Source organism: Nocardioides sp. NPDC059952, from assembly GCF_042730435.1.
Classification (GTDB): Bacteria; Actinomycetota; Actinomycetes; order Propionibacteriales; family Nocardioidaceae; genus Nocardioides.
In genome coordinates this window covers 54,669-72,949 of record NZ_JBHWLY010000028.1, presented here as the reverse complement: position 1 = coordinate 72,949, position 18,281 = coordinate 54,669, and the positions used below count along the sequence as shown (strand labels likewise).

The following is an 18,281-nucleotide window of genomic DNA, read 5'->3' as shown; positions in this document are numbered from 1 at the left end:
CCCGCGAACACATAGACCCCGATACCGAACGCGATGGCCAAGCCGATGTAGACGCTCAGCGCGACGATCAGCTCCCGACGCGAAGGCTCGTGCGGTCGGCGGCCGATCACGAGCACGTCGAAGAGCAGCACGGCACTGGCGATGCCGATGGTCAACCACCAGATGAGCGGGGAGACGTCCACGAAGGGACTCCTTAGATCGATGTGAGGTTGAAGGGATAGCGGTCAGCGGTTCGACGTCGTACAACGTCTCCGGGTGGTCCACGAGAATCTGCCATCGGCACCTCGTCTCAGTTCGTAGTGGTGAGGGCCTCGACCACGGAGCGCGCGAACTCGGCCGTCGTGGCGGTGCCACCGAGGTCGCGCGTGCGCAGCTCCGGCTTGGCGAGTACGTCGTTGACGGCTGCCTCGATGGCGGTGCTGGCCTCGCGGAACGACGCGGCCTCGTCACGTCGGCCGAGCCAGTCGAGGAGCATGGCTGCGGACAGGATCAAGGAGGTGGGGTTCGCGACGCCCTGGCCGGCGATGTCCGGGGCGGAACCATGTTGAGCCTGCGCCACGCAGACTTCTTCGCCGGCGTTGATGGCTCCGCCGAGGCCGAGGCTTCCGCAGAGCTCGGATGCCTCGTCGGAGATGATGTCGCCGAACATGTTCGTCGTCACGAGTACGTCGAACGTGTGCGGACGCCGCACGAGCAGCGCGGCCGTGGCGTCGACGATCAGCTCTTCGAGCTCGACGTCGGGGTACTCGGCGGCGACCTTGCGCACCTCGCGGAGGAAGAGACCGTCGGTGGTCTTCAAGACGTTCGCCTTGTGCACCGCGGTGACCTTCTTACGGCGGGTGCTGGCGATGTCGAAGGCGGTGCGTGCGATGGCCTGGCAGGCGCGCGAGGTGATCTTGCGTACGGAGAGCGCGGTGTCCTCGTCGGGCATGAACTCGGGTACGCCGAAGTGCATGTTCCGGTCGGCATAGAAGCCTTCGGTGTTCTCGCGGATGATCACGATGTCCATCGGGTGTCGCAGCACCGTCAGGTCGGCGACCGAGCGGCTGGGGCGGATGTTGGAGTACAGCTTGAACTTCGTCCTCAGCTCGGCAGAGGGGTTGATGCCGCCCTCTGCCCGCGGCGGGTAGTCGTAGTGCGACACCGGCCCCAGCAGGACGCCGTCGACCTCGGGGATACGCGTAAGGATGTCGGGACGCAGCGTGGTCCCGTGCTCGGCCAGCGAGGCAAGGCCGATGTCCTGCTGCTCGATCTCGAGCCCGAGGGAGAACGCCCGATCGGCTGTGGCGAGGACCTCCAGCGTGGCTGCGGTGATCTCGGGTCCGATGCCGTCTCCGGGCAGGACGAGGATGTTGGTGCTCATCAGGGGTGACCTCTTCAAACTAGTTGGACGTGTGTACGGGCACGGACGTGCCCGTCTGGGACGCAAGCTCGGTGAGGCTCGTCCAGGTGTTCGGCGGCAGCGGGATGCCACTCGTCGCGCGGCTCTCGGCGGCACGGTCCTCGAGTTCGCCCGGGAAGAAGATCTCGGCGCTTCCGTCGGCCTTCTCCGCGGCCTTCGTCTGCTCGATCAGCGTCTCCATGCGGCCGGTGAACTCCTCGAGGTCCGTCAGCGAGGCGACGTCCAGCGTCAGCACCAGGTGGCCGCAGCCACTGCGGCCCTCAGGCTCGTACGGGCCGACGACATCGGTGCCGAAGGCGCTTCCGGTCAGGACGCCGGCGAGGGCGTCCATCATGAAGGCGATGACGTATCCCTTGGGGCCGGCCATGGGGAGGATCAGTCCTTCGATCCCGACTGCCGGATCTGTCGTCGGCACGCCGTTCGCATCGGCGGCCCAGCCGTTCGGGATCTGCTCTCCCCGCTCGGCCGCGAGGTAGAGCTTGCCGCGGGCGACTGCGGTGTTGGCCAGGTCGATCACGGCGACGCCGTAGCTGCCCGCGGGCACCGCGATCGACCACGGGTTCGTACCGACCGTCTTCTCACGGCCGCCCCAGGGGGCCATCGCCGGACTGGCGTTGGTGAACAGCAGCGAGACGCACCCTTCGGTGGCGGCCTTGCGCGTGTAGTAGGCCGCCATCCCGAAGTGGTTGCTGTTGCGTACGGCCACGCCGCTGATGCCGTGGGAGCGAGCCCGGCGCACGCTCTCGGTCACGGCGCGGTCTGTCAGCACCTGGCCGATCCCGTCGCGGCCGTCCAGCAGGAGCAGGCTTCCGGTGTCGTTGAGGACCGTCGGATCGGTGACCGCGCTCATGGCCCCGCCCCGCAACCGCTCGACGTACCACGGAAGGCGGAGCATTCCGTGGGACGAGTGGCCCCAGAGCTCGGCCTGTACCAGGCTGTCGGAGACCAGGTGTGCGTCGGCGACCGGCACTCCATGTGCCTCGAGGACCTGCTGCCCGAAGGCGACGAGGTCGACGGCTCGGACGGTGTGAGTGGGCGCATCGGTCGTACTCATGGCTTCACCGCCAGGACGTCACAGTGCGCATCCAGGAGGATCCGCTGGGCGATACTGCCCAGGAGGAACTTCCCGACGGCCGAGCGGCGACGCAACCCGATGATGATCAGCTCGGCGCCGACCTCGTCGGCCGTTGCGACGACCTCCTCACCGCCGTCACGGCCACGCATCGGTTGACGGACCTCGAACGACACCCCCTCGTCCCTCAACTGGCGCTCGAGATCGCCGATCTCGTCGCTGGTGGCGAAGGACGGGTCTGAGTAGCGGTCGCCCGGCGTGGCGTTCACCACGACGAGGCGGGCCGATCGGTTGTGCGCGATCTCGATCGCCCTGACCAGTGCAGCACGAGAATGCGGCGCCGGTGTGTAGCCGAGAACGATGGTCGCGTAGGCGGCATTCACTGGTGGTTCTCCTGTCGTTCGAACTCCTCGAGCACACCGACCTCTTCGGCCGTACGGCGCTCCCACCGCCGGAGCAGGCGAGGAACGATCAGTACGAGTGCGAGCAACACATAGGCGCAGATCGAGAACGGGGTGGAGATCAACGCGGTCGGGTCTCCGTCGGAGATGGCCATGGCCCGGCGCAGCTGGGTCTCGGCGATCGGGCCGAGGATCGCGCCGATGATCAGCGGCGCGACCGGGTACCCGTACTGGCGCAGGAAGTAGCCCAGGATGCCGATGCCCAGGAGCAGGAAGATGTCGAAGGTCGAGGCGTTCAGGCTGTAGGCGCCGAGCAGCGAGAAGACCGTGATGCCGGCGTAGAGGTAGGGGGTCGGGATCTTGAGCACCTTCGCCCACATCCCCACCAACGGCAGGTTGAGGAGCAGCAGCATGGCGTTACCGATGAGGAGGGCAGCCACCAAACCCCAGACCAGGTCGGGCTCCTTCTCGAGCAGCAGCGGCCCGGGCTGGATGCCGTACTGCTGAAAGGCGACGAGCATGACAGCCGCGGTGGCGGAGGTGGGCAGTCCTAGCGTCAGCAGCGGCATCAAGGAGCCGGCCGCGTTCGCGTTGTTGGCGGACTCTGGCCCGGCCACGCCCTCGATGGCGCCGTGGCCGAACTGCTCGGGGTGCTTGGTGAGCTTCCGCTCCGCGGCGTACGAGAGGAAGGTCGGCACCTCGGACCCACCCACCGGCACTGCACCCAGCGGCCAGCCGATGAGGGTGCCGCGCAACCAGGCCGGCCACGAGCGGCGCCAGTCCTCGCGCGTCATCCACACCCGGCCACGCAGTGCCAGCGGCTTGGGCTTGTGGGGGCTCATCTTGGCGGCGAGGTAGACGGCTTCACTCATGGCGAACAGGGCGACGATGATCAGGACGGTGTCGATGCCGTCCAGCAGGCGCGGGACGCCGAAGACGAAGCGCTGGGCGCCGCTCTGCCCGTCGATCCCGATCAGGCCGATCGCCATGCCGAGCGCGACGCTCACCATCCCCCGGGCCACGGAGCTGCCGATCATGGCGCCGACGGTCATGAAGGCCACCACGATCAGGGCCAGGTAGTCGGCCTCGCCCAGGCCGATGGCGATGTCGACGACGTACGGGGCCAGGAACGCGAGCGCGAGCGTCGCGATCGTGCCGGCGACGAAGGAGCCGATGGCCGCGGTGGCGAGGGCGGATGCCGCCCTGCCGGCATGGGCCATCTTGTTGCCCTCGATCGCTGTCATCATCGCGCCGGACTCACCGGGCGTGTTGAGCAGGATCGAGGTGGTGGAGCCGCCGTACATCGCGCCGTAGTAGATGCCGGCGAACATGATGAACGCTCCCTGGGGCTCGACCGTGTAGGTGATCGGGAGCAGGAGGGCGATGGTCAGGGCCGGGCCGATGCCGGGCAGAACGCCCACGAGCGTCCCGGCAAGGACGCCGACCAGGGCGAAGAGCAGGTTCTCGGGAGTCGCGGCGGTCGCGAAGCCCTGAGCGAGTGCGTTGAGTCCGTCCATGGGAGCTCACAGGATCCCTTCGAAGATGCCCGGCGGCAGGTAGATGCCGAGCAGCCGGGTGAATGCCAGGTAGATGACGGCCGCGAGCACCAGGGAGCCGACGGCGAGGCGTACGAAGTGCCGTGACCCGAGGGTCACCGAGACGGCGAAGAAGGCCAAGGCGGTCGTCAGCAGATATCCGAGCGGTTCCAGGAGCAGCGCGTAGCCGACGATGGTCGCGACGAACGAGCCGACTCGGCGTACGTTGACCGGCAGAGATGGGTCGACGAGCTCGGCCTCGTCGGGCTGGGCGTGGCCGCCACGCAGGAGGTTGATCACGACAGCCACGGCGGCGACGGTGAGCAGTCCTCCGACGAGGAAGGGCACGGGGCGGGGGCCGACGTTGCTGGCCGCCTCCGGGACGTCGATCGTCGCGGTGTAGGCGAGGATGAAGACCCCGAGAGCGAGGAGGAGCCCGGCGAACGCGAGCTCCCCCTTGCTCTTGACGCCCTTCATGACAGGGGCGGTCATGCCAGACCCAGCTCCTTCAGCTGGGTTTCTGCCTCGGCCTCGTCCTTCTCGAGCTGCGCCTCGAACTCGTCGGTGCCGAGGTACTCGTCGGTCCAGCCGTTGGTTTCGCGCACCTTCGCCCAGGCTTCGCTGTCGTTCATGGTCTTGAACGCCTCGTCGAGGTCCTTGCGGTCGCTCTCGCTGATGCCGGGAGGAGCGAAGATGCCGCGCCAGTTGACGAAGACCGCGTCCGGGTAGCCCGCGTCGGTGATCGTCGGGATGTCCGGGTTCACCTCGAGCGGGGTGTCGGAGGAGGAGGCGAGCACCTTGAGCTTGCCGGCCTCGACCTGCTCGGCGAACTCGGCGTAGCCCGAGATGCCGGCGGCCACACGTCCACCCAGCATCGCCGTAGTGACCTCGGCTCCCCCGTCGTAGGTCACGAAGTTGACGTCGGTGGGGTTCACACCGACCTCCTGCGCGAGGATTCCGCCCCACTGGTGGTCGACGCCGCCCTGGTTGCCGATGGCGATGGGGTTCTCACCGGGATCGGCCTTGAGCGCGGCCAGGAAGTCCTCCAGCGTCTCGAACTTCGAGTCCGCGGGGACGACGACGACCTCGTACTCGCCGATCAGCCGGGCGATGGGGGTCGCTTCGCTGAGCTTGTTGTCGGCCTTGTTGGTGAGGACCGCGCCGACCAGGGCCTTACCGGCGACCATCAGGTCGCTGGGGTCGTTGCCCTGGACGTACTGCGAGAGGGCGACGGTGCCGCCGGCTCCCGGGGTGTTGGTCACCTGGACTCGCTTGGCGATGCCCTCGTCGGTCAGCACCTTCTCCATGGCCCTGGCGGTCTGGTCGTAGCCGCCGCCGGGGTCGGAGGGGACGACGATGCTGGCTCCCTTGGCGAGAGGGCTATCGGCCGGCGTAGCCGTGCTCCCGTCGGCGCCACACGACGTCAGCGCCAATGCGCCGATCAACGTAGCCGTGAGCAATGCCACGGACTTGGTCTTGGCCAGTTTCCTCATGTCTGTTCTCCCTGCCCTTCGTTGGGCCACTTGTGGTGATGTGACGACGGACACTACTCCGCTGCGCACATGTATACAAGTATGAAAGAAGACGAATCTCTGTTAAAGTTTCGCCATGGCCCCGAAGACTCAGACCCGGATGTCCGGAGCCCACCTCGTCTACCTCGAGCTGAAACGTCGGATCCTCGACCTGGAGCTCGCGCCCGGCGAACGCCTCTTCGAACCGGCACTGTCGGCGGAGCTGAAGGTCAGCCGTACGCCGGTCCGCGAGGCGGTGCGACGCCTGATCGCCGAGAACCTCCTCGAGCAACAGCCCACCGGTGGCGTCGTCGTCCCCGACCGTGGTGAGCACGAGGTCGCCGAGCTCTACGACGTGCGTGCGAGCCTCGAGGCGCTGATGGCGGCCACAGCCGCACGTCGTGCCACCGAGACCGACCACGCCCAACTCCGGAGCCTGGTCGAGCGCAACGCAGCCCTGGTCGGCTTCGCCGACGACGCGATGTCGACCGGCAAGGCGATCCATACCGAGATCGCGCGGATCGCCGACAACGGCTGGGCGCTTCGGCTACACGAGCAGATCTCCAACCAGCTCCAGCGCTACCGGATGTACACCAACCACACCCAACGGCGTCGCGACGAGGCTCTCGCCGAGCACGAGGAACTCGTGGACGCGGTCACCGGAGGCGACGCGGACCGCGCCAGCCACCTCGCGTTCGTCCATGTCACCCACGCCCGCGACGAAGCCATCCGCGCGATCAGTGCCCGTGACTGAACCGACCGCCTCGGTCCGGCGCTGGGCCGTCCCGTTCTTCGCCCACACGGTCCTGATCCAGGCGGTCACCTTCGTCCTGCGACCCACGGCCGTCTACCGAGCCCTCGAGCTCGACGTCCCGTCCTATTGGATGGGCGCCCTCGGAGCCACGTTCGCGATCGTCCCCCTGGTCCTCGCGGTCCCGGCCGGCCTGCTGTCGGACAGGTACGGCGAGCGGCCGGTGATGGTGACCGGAGGCCTGATCACCATCGGTTCGGCGACAGCCTTCCTGTACCTGGGGCACAGCGTCGCCGGCGTGATCGCGGCTACCGTGCTCCTGGGCATCGGCCACCTGCTCTCGGTCGTCGCCCAGCAGGCCATGGTGGCCAACCGGACCCCACGCGCCCGCTACGACTCCGCCTTCGGCCATTACACCTTCGCCGCGTCCGCCGGGCAGGCGATCGGGCCCGGACTCATCATCCTCTTCGGGGGCTCCCAGGCAATCCCCCACACCGGGGCCATCTTCACCGCCTCGCTCGCGCTGAGCGTGGCGCTCCTGCTGGCCGCGATCGCGACGCCGTCCACGCACGACCGACGCGGAGATCGCGGCCCGGTCGAGGGTTCGATCCGCGACCTGGTACGCCGCAAGGGGCTGCTCCGCGCCCTGACGGTGAGCTGCGTCGTGCTCGCCGCGGTCGACATCAGCCTGGTCTATCTGCCGCTGCTCGGGACCGAGCGCGACATCGCCTCGGGCACGATCGGCCTGCTGCTCGCGCTCCGCGCCGGCTCCTCGATGATCTCGCGTCTCATGCTGGGCAGACTGACCGAACGGCTCGGCCGCCCCCTGGTCCTCACCGGGAGCGTCACTCTCGCGGCGCTGGCGATGGCACTGGCGCCGATCCCGATGCCGGTGGTCCTGCTCGGCTTCGTCGTCGTCGTGATGGGTCTGTCCCTGGGGGCCGGCCAGCCGCTGACGATGTCGTGGCTTGCCGAGGCCACTCCCCCAGGCCTGCGTGGCCGGGCCATGTCGCTGCGCCTCACCGGCAACCGCCTGGGCCAGGTCGTCGTCCCGTCGCTCGCCGGCCTCGTCGCGGTCGGGGCCGGCGCTTCCGGTGTGCTCTGGGTGACGGCCGCGGCACTCGGTGTCGTCGCCGCGGCCTCCAGGTCGATCCCAAGATCCGACCCCAACCCGTAGCCGTCGCTCAGCCGACGAGGCGGACGACCCGTGCCCCGTCCAGAGCGGCGATCTTCTCGATGACCTCGCCGGCAGGGCGCTCCCCGAGGTCGGTGAGCCCATAGCCCAGATGGTCGCGCGTGGCCACCACCTGACCGCTGACGTTCAGCCCGGCACCCAGCAACAGCTGGGTCATGCCGGCGAGCACACCAGGGATGTTGTCGTGCAGCACTGCCAGACGGCAACCGTCGCCACGCGGCGCCTGGGCGTTGGGAAGGTTGACGCACAGCCCGGTGTTGCCGTCGGCGACGAACCCGGCGAGCTTGCCGGCCACGAACTCCCCGATCTCCTCCTGCGCCTCCTGGGTGGAGGCACCGACGTGCGGGGTCAGGATGACGTTGTCGAGACCGCGCAGCGCGGAGACGAACTCGTCGCCCTGCGCCTTGGGCTCGACCGGGAAGACGTCGAGCGCAGCACCGGCGAGGTGACCCGAGAGCAGGTGCTCGCGCAGGGCGACGTCGTCGACGACCATCCCGCGCGAGGCATTGATGAAGACCGCGCCGTCGCGCATCTGCCGAAACTCCGCATCACCGAACATCCCGGCGTTGCCGGGGCGCCCGTCGACATGGATGCTGACGACGTCGGAGAGGTTCAGCAGCTCCTCCAGGGTCGCGAGACGGCGTACGGTCCCGTGGGCCGGGCGATCGGCCACGTCGAAGAAGACCACCCGCATGCCCAGGCTCTCGGCAACGGTGCCCAGCTGCGTACCGATGTTGCCGTAGCCGACGATGCCCAGGGTGCGTCCGCGGACCTCGTGACTGCCCTTGGCCGACTTGTCCCAGATGCCCTCGTGCATCCGCTGCGTCTTCTCGGTCAGACGGCGGGCCAGCGCGATGATCTCGCCGATGACGAGCTCGACGACGCTGCGGGAGTTGGAGTAGGGCGCGTTGAACACGGGTATGCCCGCAGCGGCGGCGGCCGCCAGGTCGACCTGGTTGGTGCCGATGCAGAAGCAGCCCAACGCCTGCAGGTCCGGCGCAGCCTCGATCACCGCGGAGGTCACGCTGGTGTTGGACCGGATGCCCAGCAGAGTCACCCCGGGAAGGGCGGTGATGAGCTCGGCCTCGGACATCGACGCCGGGTGCTGGTGGACCTCGTAGCCGACCCTCTCGAGCACCTCGACGGCGCTGGGATGGATGTTCTCCAGAAGAAGCGCGCGCCCCGCTGCGCCCGTGGCCGCGCTCACGCGCCGACCCAGAACGTACGCATGTTGGTGAACTCGCGCATACCGACGCCGGCCAGCTCGCGGCCGTAGCCGCTCTTCTTGGTGCCACCGAAGGGCACCCGCGGGTCGGAGGCGACGATCGCGTTGACGAACGCGGCACCCGAGGTGATCCGCCCGGCCACGCGCACGCCGCGCTCCACATCGGAGGTCCACACGCTCAGCCCCAACCCGAACTCGGTCTGGTTGGCGAGCGCGATCGCCTCCTCATCGTCGGCAGCCACGCTGATCGCAGCCACCGGTCCAAAGGTCTCCTCGTCGAAGACCGGCATGCCAGGACGTACGTCGGTCAGCACGGTGGGCTCGAAGAAGTAGCCGGGCCGCTCGGCGGCACCTCCACCGGCGAGAAGCTTGGCTCCACCGGCTATCGACTCCTCCACCTGGCGGGCCAGGCCCGCACGCAGGTCGTCTCGCGCCATCGGCCCGACGTCGACGCCCTCCGAGGCGGGATCTCCCATCCGGAGCGCCTCCACACCGGCGACAAAGGCGTCGGTGAACTCCTCGGCGACACCCCTACTGACGATGAACCGCTTGGCGCACACACAGCTCTGTCCGGCGTTGTGGAAACGGGCCCGCACCGCGGCGGCAGCCGCGGACGGCACGTCGGCGTCATCGAGAACCACGAATGCGTCCGAGCCGCCGAGCTCGAGGACCGACTTCTTGGCGGCCCGGCCGGCTGCCGCGCCGACAGCGGCACCGGCGCGGTTGCTGCCGGTGAGCGTCACCGCAGCGATGCGGTCGTCCGCGATCAACGCCTCGGTCGTCGCCGGGACGTCCGGCTCGGCGATCACGAGCGTGGTCACGAGGCCCTCGGGGAAGCCCGCACGCACGAAGAGGTCCTGGATCGCCAGCGCGCACCCGGTCACGTTCGGCGAGTGCTTGAGCAGCACCCCGTTGCCGGCGGTGACCGCGGGGATGGCGAAGCGCATGACCTGCCACAGCGGGAAGTTCCACGGCATCACCGCGAGGAGCAGTCCGAGCGGCTCGTAGGAGACCCATGCCTGAGCCTCACCGACGTCGACCTGCTCGCGGCCGAGGATCGCCGGGGCGTTCGCGGCGTAGTACTCGGCGGTCAGGGCGGACTTGTCGACCTCACCGGCCGCCTCTGCGAGCGGCTTGCCCATCTCCCGGACGATCTGCTCGGCGAGGTCGGCGCGATCGGTGCGGAGCTGCTCCACGAGCCGCTCGACCACCTGGATCCGGTCTGCTAGCGGCACCTCTCCCCAGCGCACCGCGACCCTCGCGCCCTTCGCCACCAGGGCGTCGATCTGCTCGGGGGTGTGCGGCTGGTAGGTCGCGAGGATCTCGTCGGTCGCGGGGTTGCGGACCTCGATGGTGTGCTGGTCGGCGTTCACTGGTCGCGTGCTCCCTTGTCGTTCTCCGAGAGGTGCTCGAAGGTCTCACCGGTCTCGGTCATGGTGCGGGTGACGTACCGTCCGCCGTAGACCCAGTAGATGCGCATCACTCCCTCGCCACGGTTGAAGAAGCGGTGCGGCACCCCGGCCGGCACCCAGGAAGCATCTCCGACCTCCATGTCGAAGGTGTCGTCACCGATCTGTGCCGTCGCCTGGCCCTCGAGGATCAGCACCGACTCCTCGACGTTGTGGCTGTGCAGGGGCAGGCCGCGGCCGACCTGGAAGACGGTCTGGCCCGTCGTGACGAGGTTCCGGTCGCTGTTCCACTTCCCGACGTACGGGATCGTGGCGACGCCGCCGCCCCGGTCGAACGGCTCGACCTCGTTCGGACGGATGATCATGTTCGGGGCTTCGGGTTGCTTGCGCATGGTGATTCCTTCGGGGCGGATCAGGCGTGGTGGATGAGCTGGTCGGCGAGGCAGTTCACTTGCGAACCGGGGACGAGGTAGGCCTCGGCGGCTGCCCGCCAGACCTTGAAGTGAGGCGCCGCCCGGTGCGCCTCGACGGCTGCCGCGTCGGCGTACAGCTCGTAGAAGAAGAAGTGGTGGTCGTCGGCTCGGTCGCAGACGACGTCGAAGTAGAGGCAGCCGGCCTCGTCGTTGAAGGACGCGTGGGCGTTGGCCTCGATGGCGGCGAGGAAGTCCGGCCGGGATCCGGGCTTGACCTGGACGGAGACGACGAGAGCGATCATGCGGGTTCCTTGGGATGAACGAGGCTAGGTCTGTGTACATGTATACATGCACGCAGACCCGCTTGCCAAGGCGAAGCCACCGGTTCCGGACCCGTCGCGGGCAGCCGGTCGGGTAGCCTCGACCCCGAATCGCCATGACAGAGAAATCCATGGCTCGCCCATCTGGCGGGCAATACGCCTACGAAGAGCTCAAACGACGCATCCTCGAGCTCGAGCTCGAGCCCGGGACGCGGCTCTACGAGCCTCAGCTCGCGACCGAGCTCGACATCTCACGGACTCCCCTGCGTGAGGCGCTGCGGCGCCTGATCGCGGAGAACCTCCTCGACCAGCACGCCACCGGCGGCGTCTTCGTCCCCAAGCTCGACGCACGCGACATCGCCGAGCTCTACGAAGTGCGGGCCGCACTCGAGTCGATGATGGCGTCCGCGGCATGCACCAAGGCGACGCCGAGCGACATCACCGAGCTCGAAGGCATCGTGGCGCGCAACGCCGCGCTGGTGAGCTTCGCCGATGATGCGATGAACCTCGGCAAGGCGCTACACGCCAAGGTCGGCGCCATCGCCGACAACGCCTGGGCGCTCCGCCTCCACGACCAAGTGGCCAACCAGATGGCGCGCTACCGCCTCTTCACCAACCACACCCAGGAACGACGAGACCAGGCCCTCGCCGACCACCGGGCGATCTTCGAGGCGGTCCGCGACGGCGACAGCGAGCGAGCCGCGGCCATCGCCCACTCCCACGTCCTGGACGCCCGGGACGAAGCGCTGCGAGCGATCGGCAGCCAGCTGGCCTGACCGCCCGATTTTCGGCGTTCCCGGGCGCCGAGGGCTCACCCACGGCACTATGTCGGGCATGCGAGCCAGCCCGACCCTCCCGCTCGGCGTACGCCTCGGCTACGGCTCCGGCTCCGTGGCGACCGGCACGTTCGGCACGATCCCGGGGCTGATGCTGCTCCCCTACCTGACCGACAGCCTCGGGATCGCCGCGCTGGCGGCGGGGTTCATCGTGTTCGCCCCCAAGGCGTGGGATGTCGTGCTGAACCCGATCGCGGGCCGGATCAGCGACCGGACGGTGGACCCGCGGGGGCCGCGGCGGCCGTGGCTGCGCCGGGCCGGGATCGCGCTGGCGGTGACGTTCGCGCTGCTGTTCGCGGCGCCGTCGATGGCGACCGGGCTCGAGGCGGCCTGGGTGCTGGTCGTGTTCCTGGGCTGCGCGACGGCGTACGCCTTCTTCCAGGTGCCCTACGTCGCCATGCCCGCCGAGCTGACCGAGTCCTACGACGAACGCACCCGGCTGATGACCTGGCGGGTCGCGATCCTGGCACTCACCATCCTGCTCGCCGGTGCGACCGCGCCGATGATCCGCGACGCGGTCGGTGGCCGCGACGGCTACCGGGTGATGGGCGTGGTGATGGCGGTGCTCATCCTGATCGGGGTGCTCAGTGCGTACGTCGGGACCCGCCGGGCGCCGGTCCACACCGTCCAGCCCGGGGCCGGAACCCTGCGCGACCAGCTCCGGATCGTGGCCGCGGCACCCGACTTCCGCCGGCTGCTGATCACGTTCGTGATCCAGGCGGTCGCCTTCGGGGCGATGCTGGCCGGTGTCGACTACCTCGCCGGCAACGTGATCGGCCGCGACGGCGCGGCGACGATCCTGTTCGTCTGCTTCGTCGGCCCCGCGCTGCTGCTCACCCCCGCGTGGGCCGCGCTCGGCGCCAGGATCGGCAAGAAGAATGGGTACGTCGCCGCCTCGGTCGTCCTCGCCGTCGGCGCGCTCCTCGCCGCCACCGCCCAGACCGCACCGGTGGCGCTGGTCTACGCCGCGGTGGTGCTGGTCGGGGTCGGGTACGCCGGGTGCCAGGTCTTCCCGATGGCGATGCTTCCCGACGCGGCCGCCGTCGACGCCCGGCGCAGCGGGTCGAGCCGGATCGGGGTCTACACCGGCGTCTGGACCGCCGGGGAGACCCTCGGGCTGGCGCTCGGACCAGGCGTCTACGCAGCGGTGCTGGCGCTCGGTGGCTACCGGTCCTCGACCGGCACCGAGGTCGCCCAGCCGGACTCGGCGCTGACCGCGATCACGCTCGGTTTCTCGGTGCTGCCGGCCTGCCTGGCTCTGCTCAGCCTGCTGTGGCTGCGGGGCTACTCGCTCACCGCCGACGACGTAGATGGGACCGTGACCGTATGACCGACGCCCTGACCCAGCTCCGCGAGCTGCAGTCCGCCGACCTGCCGGTGCACGGCGGCCGCACCCTCGCCTACGTCTACGACTCGGGCCTGCCCGACATCGACCGGATCGGCCGCGAGGCGGTCGCCGCCTACGCCGGTTCGAACGGCCTGGACCCGACCGCGTTCCCGAGCCTGCTCCGGATGGAGAACGAGGTGGTCGGGATGGCGGCCGACCTGCTGGACGCGCCGGAGACGGTGGTCGGGACGGTCACGTCCGGTGGCACCGAGTCGGTGCTGCTGGCGGTGCAGACCGCGCGCGACGCCCATCCCGGGATCGAGCAGCCCCGGATGGTGCTCCCCACGACGGCACACGCCGCGTTCCACAAGGCCGCGCACTACTTCGGGGTCGAGCCGGTGCTGGTGCCGGTGGGGCCGGATCATCGGGCCGATCCGGCCGCGATGGCCGCGGCGATGGACGAGCGCACGGTGCTGGTGGTCGCCTCGGCGCCGTCCTATGCGCACGGGGTCGTCGACCCGGTCACCGCGATCGCGACCGCCGCGGCCGAGCGCGGGATCCGCTGCCACGTCGACGCGTGCATCGGTGGCTGGGTGCTGCCCTACGCGACGCGGCTGGGGCGGGACGTACCGGCATGGACGTTCGCGGTCGACGGCGTCACCTCGATCTCCGTCGACCTGCACAAGTACGCCTACGCCCCCAAGGGCACCTCGGTGCTGCTGCACCGCACCCCGGACCTGAGGCGGCCTCAGTTCTTCGCCTCGGCCGCATGGCCCGGCTACACCATGCTCAACTCCACGATGCAGTCGACGAAGTCGGGTGGGCCGCTGGCCGGCGCCTGGGCCGTGATGCGCACGCTGGGAGACACCGGCTACGAGCGGCTCGCCCGCGACGTCTTCGAGGCGGTCGACCGCATCCGCGCCGGCGTCGGTGAGATCGCCGAGCTCGCCGTGGTGAGCACTCCCGACTCCACGCTGATCGCGCTCACCACCGACGAGACCTGCGACCCGTTCACGGTCTGCGACGAGATGGCGGCGCGTGGCTGGTACGTCCAGCCCCAGATGTCCTTCGCCGGCTCCCCCGCCACGATCCATCTGTCGGTGAGCGCGGCGACGCTCCCCCACGTACCAGAGCTTCTCGCCGCCCTCGCCGAGGCGGTCGCGGCCGCAGCGGCGACCGGCCCGGTCACCGTCGACCCCGCCGTCGCCACGTTCATCGGCGGGCTCGACCCGACCTCCTTGTCAGAGGAGGACTTCGACGGCCTGCTGCTCGCCGCCGGGCTCATCGGCGCCAACGGCGAGCAGGACGAGCTGGCGCTCCCGCAGCGGATGGCCGAGGTCAACGCGATGCTCGACCTGGCCTCCGCTGCGATGCGCGAAGCGCTGCTCGTCGCCTTTCTCGACCGACTGACTCGGCCTATTCGGCGCTGATCCGGCGCTTCCTCCTGGCCAGCATCACGATCATGGCGATCACGAGCGCGGCGACGATCCCGCCCCGGATCTGTACGTCTCGAGACCTGGCAGCCACCTGGGTGCGCTGCTTCACCTCGTGGACCTTCTCCTTCCCGCGCGTCTTCACATCCAGCCGCGCGGCGAGCTCGTCGAGGGTGTCGGCCATCTCGTGTCGGGTGCTGTCCAGCTCGGCCTCGACTGCGGCGATGCTGTCCTCGCCACCCCCGGCGGGCCGGGGCACAGGGTGCTGCGTCATGGCGTACTCCTCGGGGTGTGGTCCTCGGCGTGGCGGTGCTTGACGGTCTCCACGTCCCGCCTGAGGTTCTCGGTGGCACGTTCGGGCTTCATCGGGGTTCCCTCGGAGACCTGCTTCTTCCCGAACAGGGCGATGCCGCCGGCGATGACCAGGAGCACGGCTCCGACCAGCACCGCGGCCAGCCAGGCATCCATGACCAGCGCCAGGGCGAGAATCGCCGCGGCGATCAGGACCCCGAGGCCGTACAGGGCCACCAGGCCGGCCGCGCCGAACGCCCCGGCCCCCTTGCCGGTGTGCTTGGCCTTCTCGGTCAGCTCGAGTCGGGCGAGCTCGAGCTCGCCGCGCATGAGGCCGGACATCTCCGTGGAGAGTCGCGAGACCAGCTCGCCCATCGATGCATCGGTCTGGTGATGAACCGTCACGACTCCCACCCCCGCGGCACGTCGGCCACCGGGTCCATGGTGTCGTGAGGACGCGGTGCGCTCGGCGTCGTCTGGGAGGTCGGGGCAGATGCCGAAGACGGCGTGGAGTCGCCAGGCATCTTGTCCTGGACGGCGTGGCGGGCCGCGTCGGCCGTCTCCCCGGCCACGGTCCGGGCGCGGTGCGCCTTCTCCTGGACACGCGGGTCGTGCCACAGTTCCTGTGCCTTGGCCACCATCGCGTCGTACCGCTCTCGTCCAGCGCGAGCGCCGAGGACGTAGCCGATACCGAAGGCGGCCAGCAATGCTGGTTTCTTGAACATGTGTTCCTCCTCCTCGCTGTAACTGGTCGGTACCCAGAAGGCGAGGAGATACGCGGACAACCTGGGTTATCATCTTTCTTGAAGGGGAGTACCTCCGTAGCCACGTGTCGTCATCCCGGCTTCCCGCCCGGCCCGTGGAGCGCCAGCTGAGGAAGACCTTCGTCGGACTATTCGATGGAGGTTCAGCGATGTCTATGACCCTGTGGGACCATTCGGTGCTCGGTGTGTGGCAGTCTCAGCCGCCGCCCGAGGCCGACGCGAACGGCACCGAACCGACCAGGCCGGAGCAGCCGTCGCTGCTGGCATCGGCCGAGGCGCAGGCCATCACGCTGGGCGAGGTCTTCGCCTGGGTCGGCCTCGCGATCTGGGGTGGCGCACTGGTCGCGTTCGTGGTGTACGACATCGCCCGGACCTACCAGCATCACCACCATCCGGCACTCCCGCACAAGCCGGGCCACAGCGATTCCGGGCGGCATCAGGACGCTAGGTGAGCACCGGGGCGATCGACTCGCTCGCGACGCCTACCCTGTGGCTGGTCACGGTCGGTGCCCTCCTGGTCCTGCTGGCACTCGACTTCGTGATCACTCGACGCCCGCACGAGGTGTCGATGCGCGAGGCGCTGCGCTGGTCGGTCTTCTACATAGCGCTGCCACTGGCGTTCGGTCTCTTCGTCTGGTGGCGCTACGGCTCCACGCGCGGGTTGGAGTACATCACCGGCTACCTGGTGGAGAAGTCGCTCAGCGTCGACAACCTCTTCGTGTTCATGCTGCTGCTGGCGGCGTTCGCCGTCCCGCTCGAACTCCAGCAGCGCGTCCTGTTGTACGGCATCGTCGGCGCACTGGCCCTGCGGGCGGTGTTCATCGCGATCGGCGCGGTCGCGCTCGCGGCCTTCGACTGGACGTTCCTGGTCTTCGGTCTGATCCTGATCGCCACCGCGGTGAAGGTCGTCGCGAAAGGAACCGGCGGCGGGACCGTCGACGTCGACACGTTGCGGAGCGTGCGGCTGGCCCGCCGCTTCGTCCCGGTCACGCCCGACTATCAGGGTCCGCGGATGCTCGGCCGGGTGGATGGCCGGCGGGCGCTCACACCGTTCGCGCTCGTGGTGCTGGCCGTACTGACCACCGATGTCGTGTTCGCCGTCGACTCGGTGCCGGCCGTGTACGGCATCACCGGCGACCCGTTCCTGGTGTTCGTCACCAACGCGTTCGCGCTGCTCGGGCTGCGGGCCCTCTACTTCGTGCTTCAGGGCGCGCTGAACAGGCTGGTGCACCTGGACGTGGGGCTTGCGGTGATCCTCGCGTTCATCGGGGTCAAGCTCGGGCTGCACTGGGCGCACCAGCGGTGGGAGGCGGTTCCCGAGATCCCCACGCCGGCCTCCCTCGCGGTGATCGCCGGGGTCCTCGCCGTGACCGCCCTCACCAGTCACCTGGCCACGCGTCGCCGCAGTCGTGACACCGCGGGGGCGCGCTGACCGCGAGGCCGGTCATGCCTGACCCGCGTGGCGCATCGCGAGCAGGGAGATCAGGTCGTAGGCGACATGCGATGCCGCGACACCGGTCAGCTCGGCATGGTCGTACGCCGGGGCGACCTCGACCACGTCCGCCCCGATCAGGTTCAGGCCGACGAAGCCGCGCAGGATCTCCAGCAGCTCACGCGAGGTGAGCCCGCCGGCCTCGGGGGTGCCGGTGCCGGGGGCGTGGGCGGGGTCGAGGACGTCGATGTCGACCGAGACGTAGACGGGACGGTTGCCGACCCGCTTCCGGATCTTCTCGACCACCTCGTCGACGCCCTGGCGGAAGACGTCGGAGGAGGTGACGATCCCGAAGCCGAAGCGACGGTCGTCCTCGAGGTCCTTCTTGCCGTAGAGAGGTCCGCGGGTGCCGACGTGGCACAGCGCCTCGGTGTCGAGGATGCCCTCCTCGACAGCCCGCCGGAACGGGGTGCCGTGGGTGTACTCGGCACCGAAGTAGGTGTCCCAGGTGTCCAGGTGGGCGTCGAAGTGCACCAGCGCGACCGGGCCGTGCCGCTCTGCGGCGGCACGCAGCAGCGGCAGGGCGATCGTGTGGTCGCCACCGATCGTCACCAGCCGGGTCCCGCCCGCGGTGAGCTCGAGCGCCGAGGCCTGCACGGTGTCGAGCGCCTCATTGATGTGGAACGGGTTGGCCGCGATGTCCCCCGCGTCGACCACCTGGGCCGAGGCGAACGGCGAGACGTCCAGCGCCGGGTTGTAGGGACGCAGCAGGCGCGAGGACTCCCGCACGTGCGAGGGACCGAAGCGGGCCCCCGGCCGGTAGGAGACGCCGGTGTCGAACGGGACCCCGACGACCGCGATGTCGGCGTGCTCCACCTCGTCTAGGCGGGGCAGCCGCGCGAACGTCGCGAAGCCGGCGTAGCGGGGGTTCTTGGAAGCGTCGAGGGGCCCGACGGGCATGGGT

General features: G+C 69.4%; 21 protein-coding genes and 1 pseudogene. 7 read left to right on the top strand and 15 right to left on the bottom strand.

Going from position 1 to position 18,281, the window contains the following annotated elements; genetic code table 11:
• The 7 genes and pseudogenes from ACFV9G_RS14935 to ACFV9G_RS14905 all read right to left on the bottom strand — a co-directional run.
• Window positions 1–182: pseudogene (locus ACFV9G_RS14935) on the bottom strand (TerC family protein); the annotation flags it as partial.
• Window positions 183–289: 107 nt separating this feature from the next.
• Entirely contained in the window at window positions 290–1,363 is a 1,074-nt protein-coding gene (locus ACFV9G_RS14930) for an isocitrate/isopropylmalate dehydrogenase family protein (RefSeq protein WP_378728256.1), read from the bottom strand.
• 19 nt (window positions 1,364–1,382) lie between these two features.
• Window positions 1,383–2,456 (bottom strand): Ldh family oxidoreductase, encoded by a 1,074-nt coding sequence (locus ACFV9G_RS14925; RefSeq protein ID WP_378728255.1) that lies wholly within the window; start codon window positions 2,454–2,456, stop codon window positions 1,383–1,385.
• Complete coding sequence (locus ACFV9G_RS14920; protein WP_378728254.1) at window positions 2,453–2,857, bottom strand: universal stress protein; 405 nt, start codon at window positions 2,855–2,857, stop codon at window positions 2,453–2,455. The genes ACFV9G_RS14925 and ACFV9G_RS14920 overlap by 4 nt, the downstream gene beginning before the upstream one ends.
• Entirely contained in the window at window positions 2,854–4,392 is a 1,539-nt protein-coding gene (locus ACFV9G_RS14915; RefSeq protein ID WP_378728252.1) for a tripartite tricarboxylate transporter permease, read from the bottom strand. Before ACFV9G_RS14915 ends, ACFV9G_RS14920 begins: the two co-directional genes overlap by 4 nt.
• Window positions 4,393–4,398: 6 nt before the next feature.
• Window positions 4,399–4,902 carry a tripartite tricarboxylate transporter TctB family protein gene (locus ACFV9G_RS14910; protein WP_378728251.1) on the bottom strand — a complete coding sequence of 168 codons (504 nt, stop codon included), beginning with the start codon at window positions 4,900–4,902 and terminating at the stop codon, window positions 4,399–4,401.
• Entirely contained in the window at window positions 4,899–5,903 is a 1,005-nt protein-coding gene (locus ACFV9G_RS14905; RefSeq protein WP_378728250.1) for a Bug family tripartite tricarboxylate transporter substrate binding protein, read from the bottom strand. Before ACFV9G_RS14905 ends, ACFV9G_RS14910 begins: the two co-directional genes overlap by 4 nt.
• A 115-nt stretch (window positions 5,904–6,018) precedes the next feature.
• Here ACFV9G_RS14905 and ACFV9G_RS14900 point away from each other — a divergent pair, with 115 nt between their 5' ends.
• Entirely contained in the window at window positions 6,019–6,675 is a 657-nt protein-coding gene (locus tag ACFV9G_RS14900) for a GntR family transcriptional regulator (protein WP_378728249.1), read from the top strand.
• Window positions 6,668–7,849, top strand: a complete 1,182-nt coding sequence (locus ACFV9G_RS14895) for an MFS transporter (RefSeq protein WP_378728248.1) — start codon at window positions 6,668–6,670, stop codon at window positions 7,847–7,849. The genes ACFV9G_RS14900 and ACFV9G_RS14895 overlap by 8 nt, the downstream gene beginning before the upstream one ends.
• A 7-nt stretch (window positions 7,850–7,856) precedes the next feature.
• Here ACFV9G_RS14895 and serA read toward each other — a convergent pair whose 3' ends face one another.
• From serA to ACFV9G_RS14875, 4 genes are read right to left on the bottom strand one after another with little or no spacing between them, the layout of a single operon-like run.
• Window positions 7,857–9,074 (bottom strand): phosphoglycerate dehydrogenase, encoded by a 1,218-nt coding sequence (serA, locus tag ACFV9G_RS14890; protein WP_378728247.1) that lies wholly within the window; start codon window positions 9,072–9,074, stop codon window positions 7,857–7,859.
• Complete coding sequence (locus tag ACFV9G_RS14885; protein ID WP_378728246.1) at window positions 9,071–10,465, bottom strand: aldehyde dehydrogenase family protein; 1,395 nt, start codon at window positions 10,463–10,465, stop codon at window positions 9,071–9,073. Before ACFV9G_RS14885 ends, serA begins: the two co-directional genes overlap by 4 nt.
• Window positions 10,462–10,893, bottom strand: a complete 432-nt coding sequence (locus ACFV9G_RS14880) for a cupin domain-containing protein (protein ID WP_378728245.1) — start codon at window positions 10,891–10,893, stop codon at window positions 10,462–10,464. The genes ACFV9G_RS14885 and ACFV9G_RS14880 overlap by 4 nt, the downstream gene beginning before the upstream one ends.
• A gap of 20 nt (window positions 10,894–10,913) precedes the next feature.
• Window positions 10,914–11,216 (bottom strand): putative quinol monooxygenase, encoded by a 303-nt coding sequence (locus tag ACFV9G_RS14875; protein WP_378728244.1) that lies wholly within the window; start codon window positions 11,214–11,216, stop codon window positions 10,914–10,916.
• A 149-nt stretch (window positions 11,217–11,365) separates the two neighbouring features.
• Here ACFV9G_RS14875 and ACFV9G_RS14870 point away from each other — a divergent pair, with 149 nt between their 5' ends.
• Genes ACFV9G_RS14870 through ACFV9G_RS14860 form a run of 3 tightly spaced genes read left to right on the top strand, consistent with a single transcriptional unit; the run spans window position 11,366 to window position 14,827 of the window.
• The gene (locus ACFV9G_RS14870) at window positions 11,366–12,010 is read left to right on the top strand and encodes a GntR family transcriptional regulator (RefSeq protein ID WP_378728243.1); all 645 of its coding nucleotides are present in this window, start codon (window positions 11,366–11,368) and stop codon (window positions 12,008–12,010) included.
• 58 nt (window positions 12,011–12,068) lie between these two features.
• On the top strand, window positions 12,069–13,400 hold the full coding sequence (locus ACFV9G_RS14865; RefSeq protein ID WP_378728242.1) for an MFS transporter: 1,332 nt from the start codon (window positions 12,069–12,071) through the stop codon (window positions 13,398–13,400).
• Window positions 13,397–14,827 carry a pyridoxal phosphate-dependent decarboxylase family protein gene (locus ACFV9G_RS14860; RefSeq protein WP_378728241.1) on the top strand — a complete coding sequence of 477 codons (1,431 nt, stop codon included), beginning with the start codon at window positions 13,397–13,399 and terminating at the stop codon, window positions 14,825–14,827. The genes ACFV9G_RS14865 and ACFV9G_RS14860 overlap by 4 nt, the downstream gene beginning before the upstream one ends.
• On the opposite strand, the gene ACFV9G_RS14855 is transcribed toward ACFV9G_RS14860, so the two are convergent.
• Genes ACFV9G_RS14855 through ACFV9G_RS14845 form a run of 3 tightly spaced genes read right to left on the bottom strand, consistent with a single transcriptional unit; the run spans window position 14,814 to window position 15,846 of the window.
• Complete coding sequence (locus tag ACFV9G_RS14855) at window positions 14,814–15,104, bottom strand: DUF3618 domain-containing protein (RefSeq protein WP_378728240.1); 291 nt, start codon at window positions 15,102–15,104, stop codon at window positions 14,814–14,816. The genes ACFV9G_RS14860 and ACFV9G_RS14855 overlap by 14 nt on opposite strands.
• Complete coding sequence (locus ACFV9G_RS14850) at window positions 15,101–15,526, bottom strand: phage holin family protein (protein WP_378728239.1); 426 nt, start codon at window positions 15,524–15,526, stop codon at window positions 15,101–15,103. The genes ACFV9G_RS14855 and ACFV9G_RS14850 overlap by 4 nt, the downstream gene beginning before the upstream one ends.
• Entirely contained in the window at window positions 15,523–15,846 is a 324-nt protein-coding gene (locus ACFV9G_RS14845) for a hypothetical protein (protein WP_378728238.1), read from the bottom strand. The genes ACFV9G_RS14850 and ACFV9G_RS14845 overlap by 4 nt, the downstream gene beginning before the upstream one ends.
• A gap of 188 nt (window positions 15,847–16,034) precedes the next feature.
• Between ACFV9G_RS14845 and ACFV9G_RS14840 the strand changes: the two genes are divergently transcribed.
• Both ACFV9G_RS14840 and ACFV9G_RS14835 read left to right on the top strand, forming a co-directional pair.
• Entirely contained in the window at window positions 16,035–16,337 is a 303-nt protein-coding gene (locus ACFV9G_RS14840) for a hypothetical protein (RefSeq protein ID WP_378728236.1), read from the top strand.
• Window positions 16,334–17,317 carry a TerC/Alx family metal homeostasis membrane protein gene (locus tag ACFV9G_RS14835; RefSeq protein ID WP_378728235.1) on the top strand — a complete coding sequence of 328 codons (984 nt, stop codon included), beginning with the start codon at window positions 16,334–16,336 and terminating at the stop codon, window positions 17,315–17,317. Before ACFV9G_RS14840 ends, ACFV9G_RS14835 begins: the two co-directional genes overlap by 4 nt.
• A gap of 12 nt (window positions 17,318–17,329) precedes the next feature.
• Here the strand turns inward: ACFV9G_RS14835 and speB are convergent, their stop codons facing one another.
• Window positions 17,330–18,277, bottom strand: coding sequence for an agmatinase (gene speB, locus ACFV9G_RS14830; protein ID WP_378728234.1), 948 nt, complete (start codon window positions 18,275–18,277; stop codon window positions 17,330–17,332).
• Window positions 18,278–18,281: the final 4 nt, after the last annotated feature.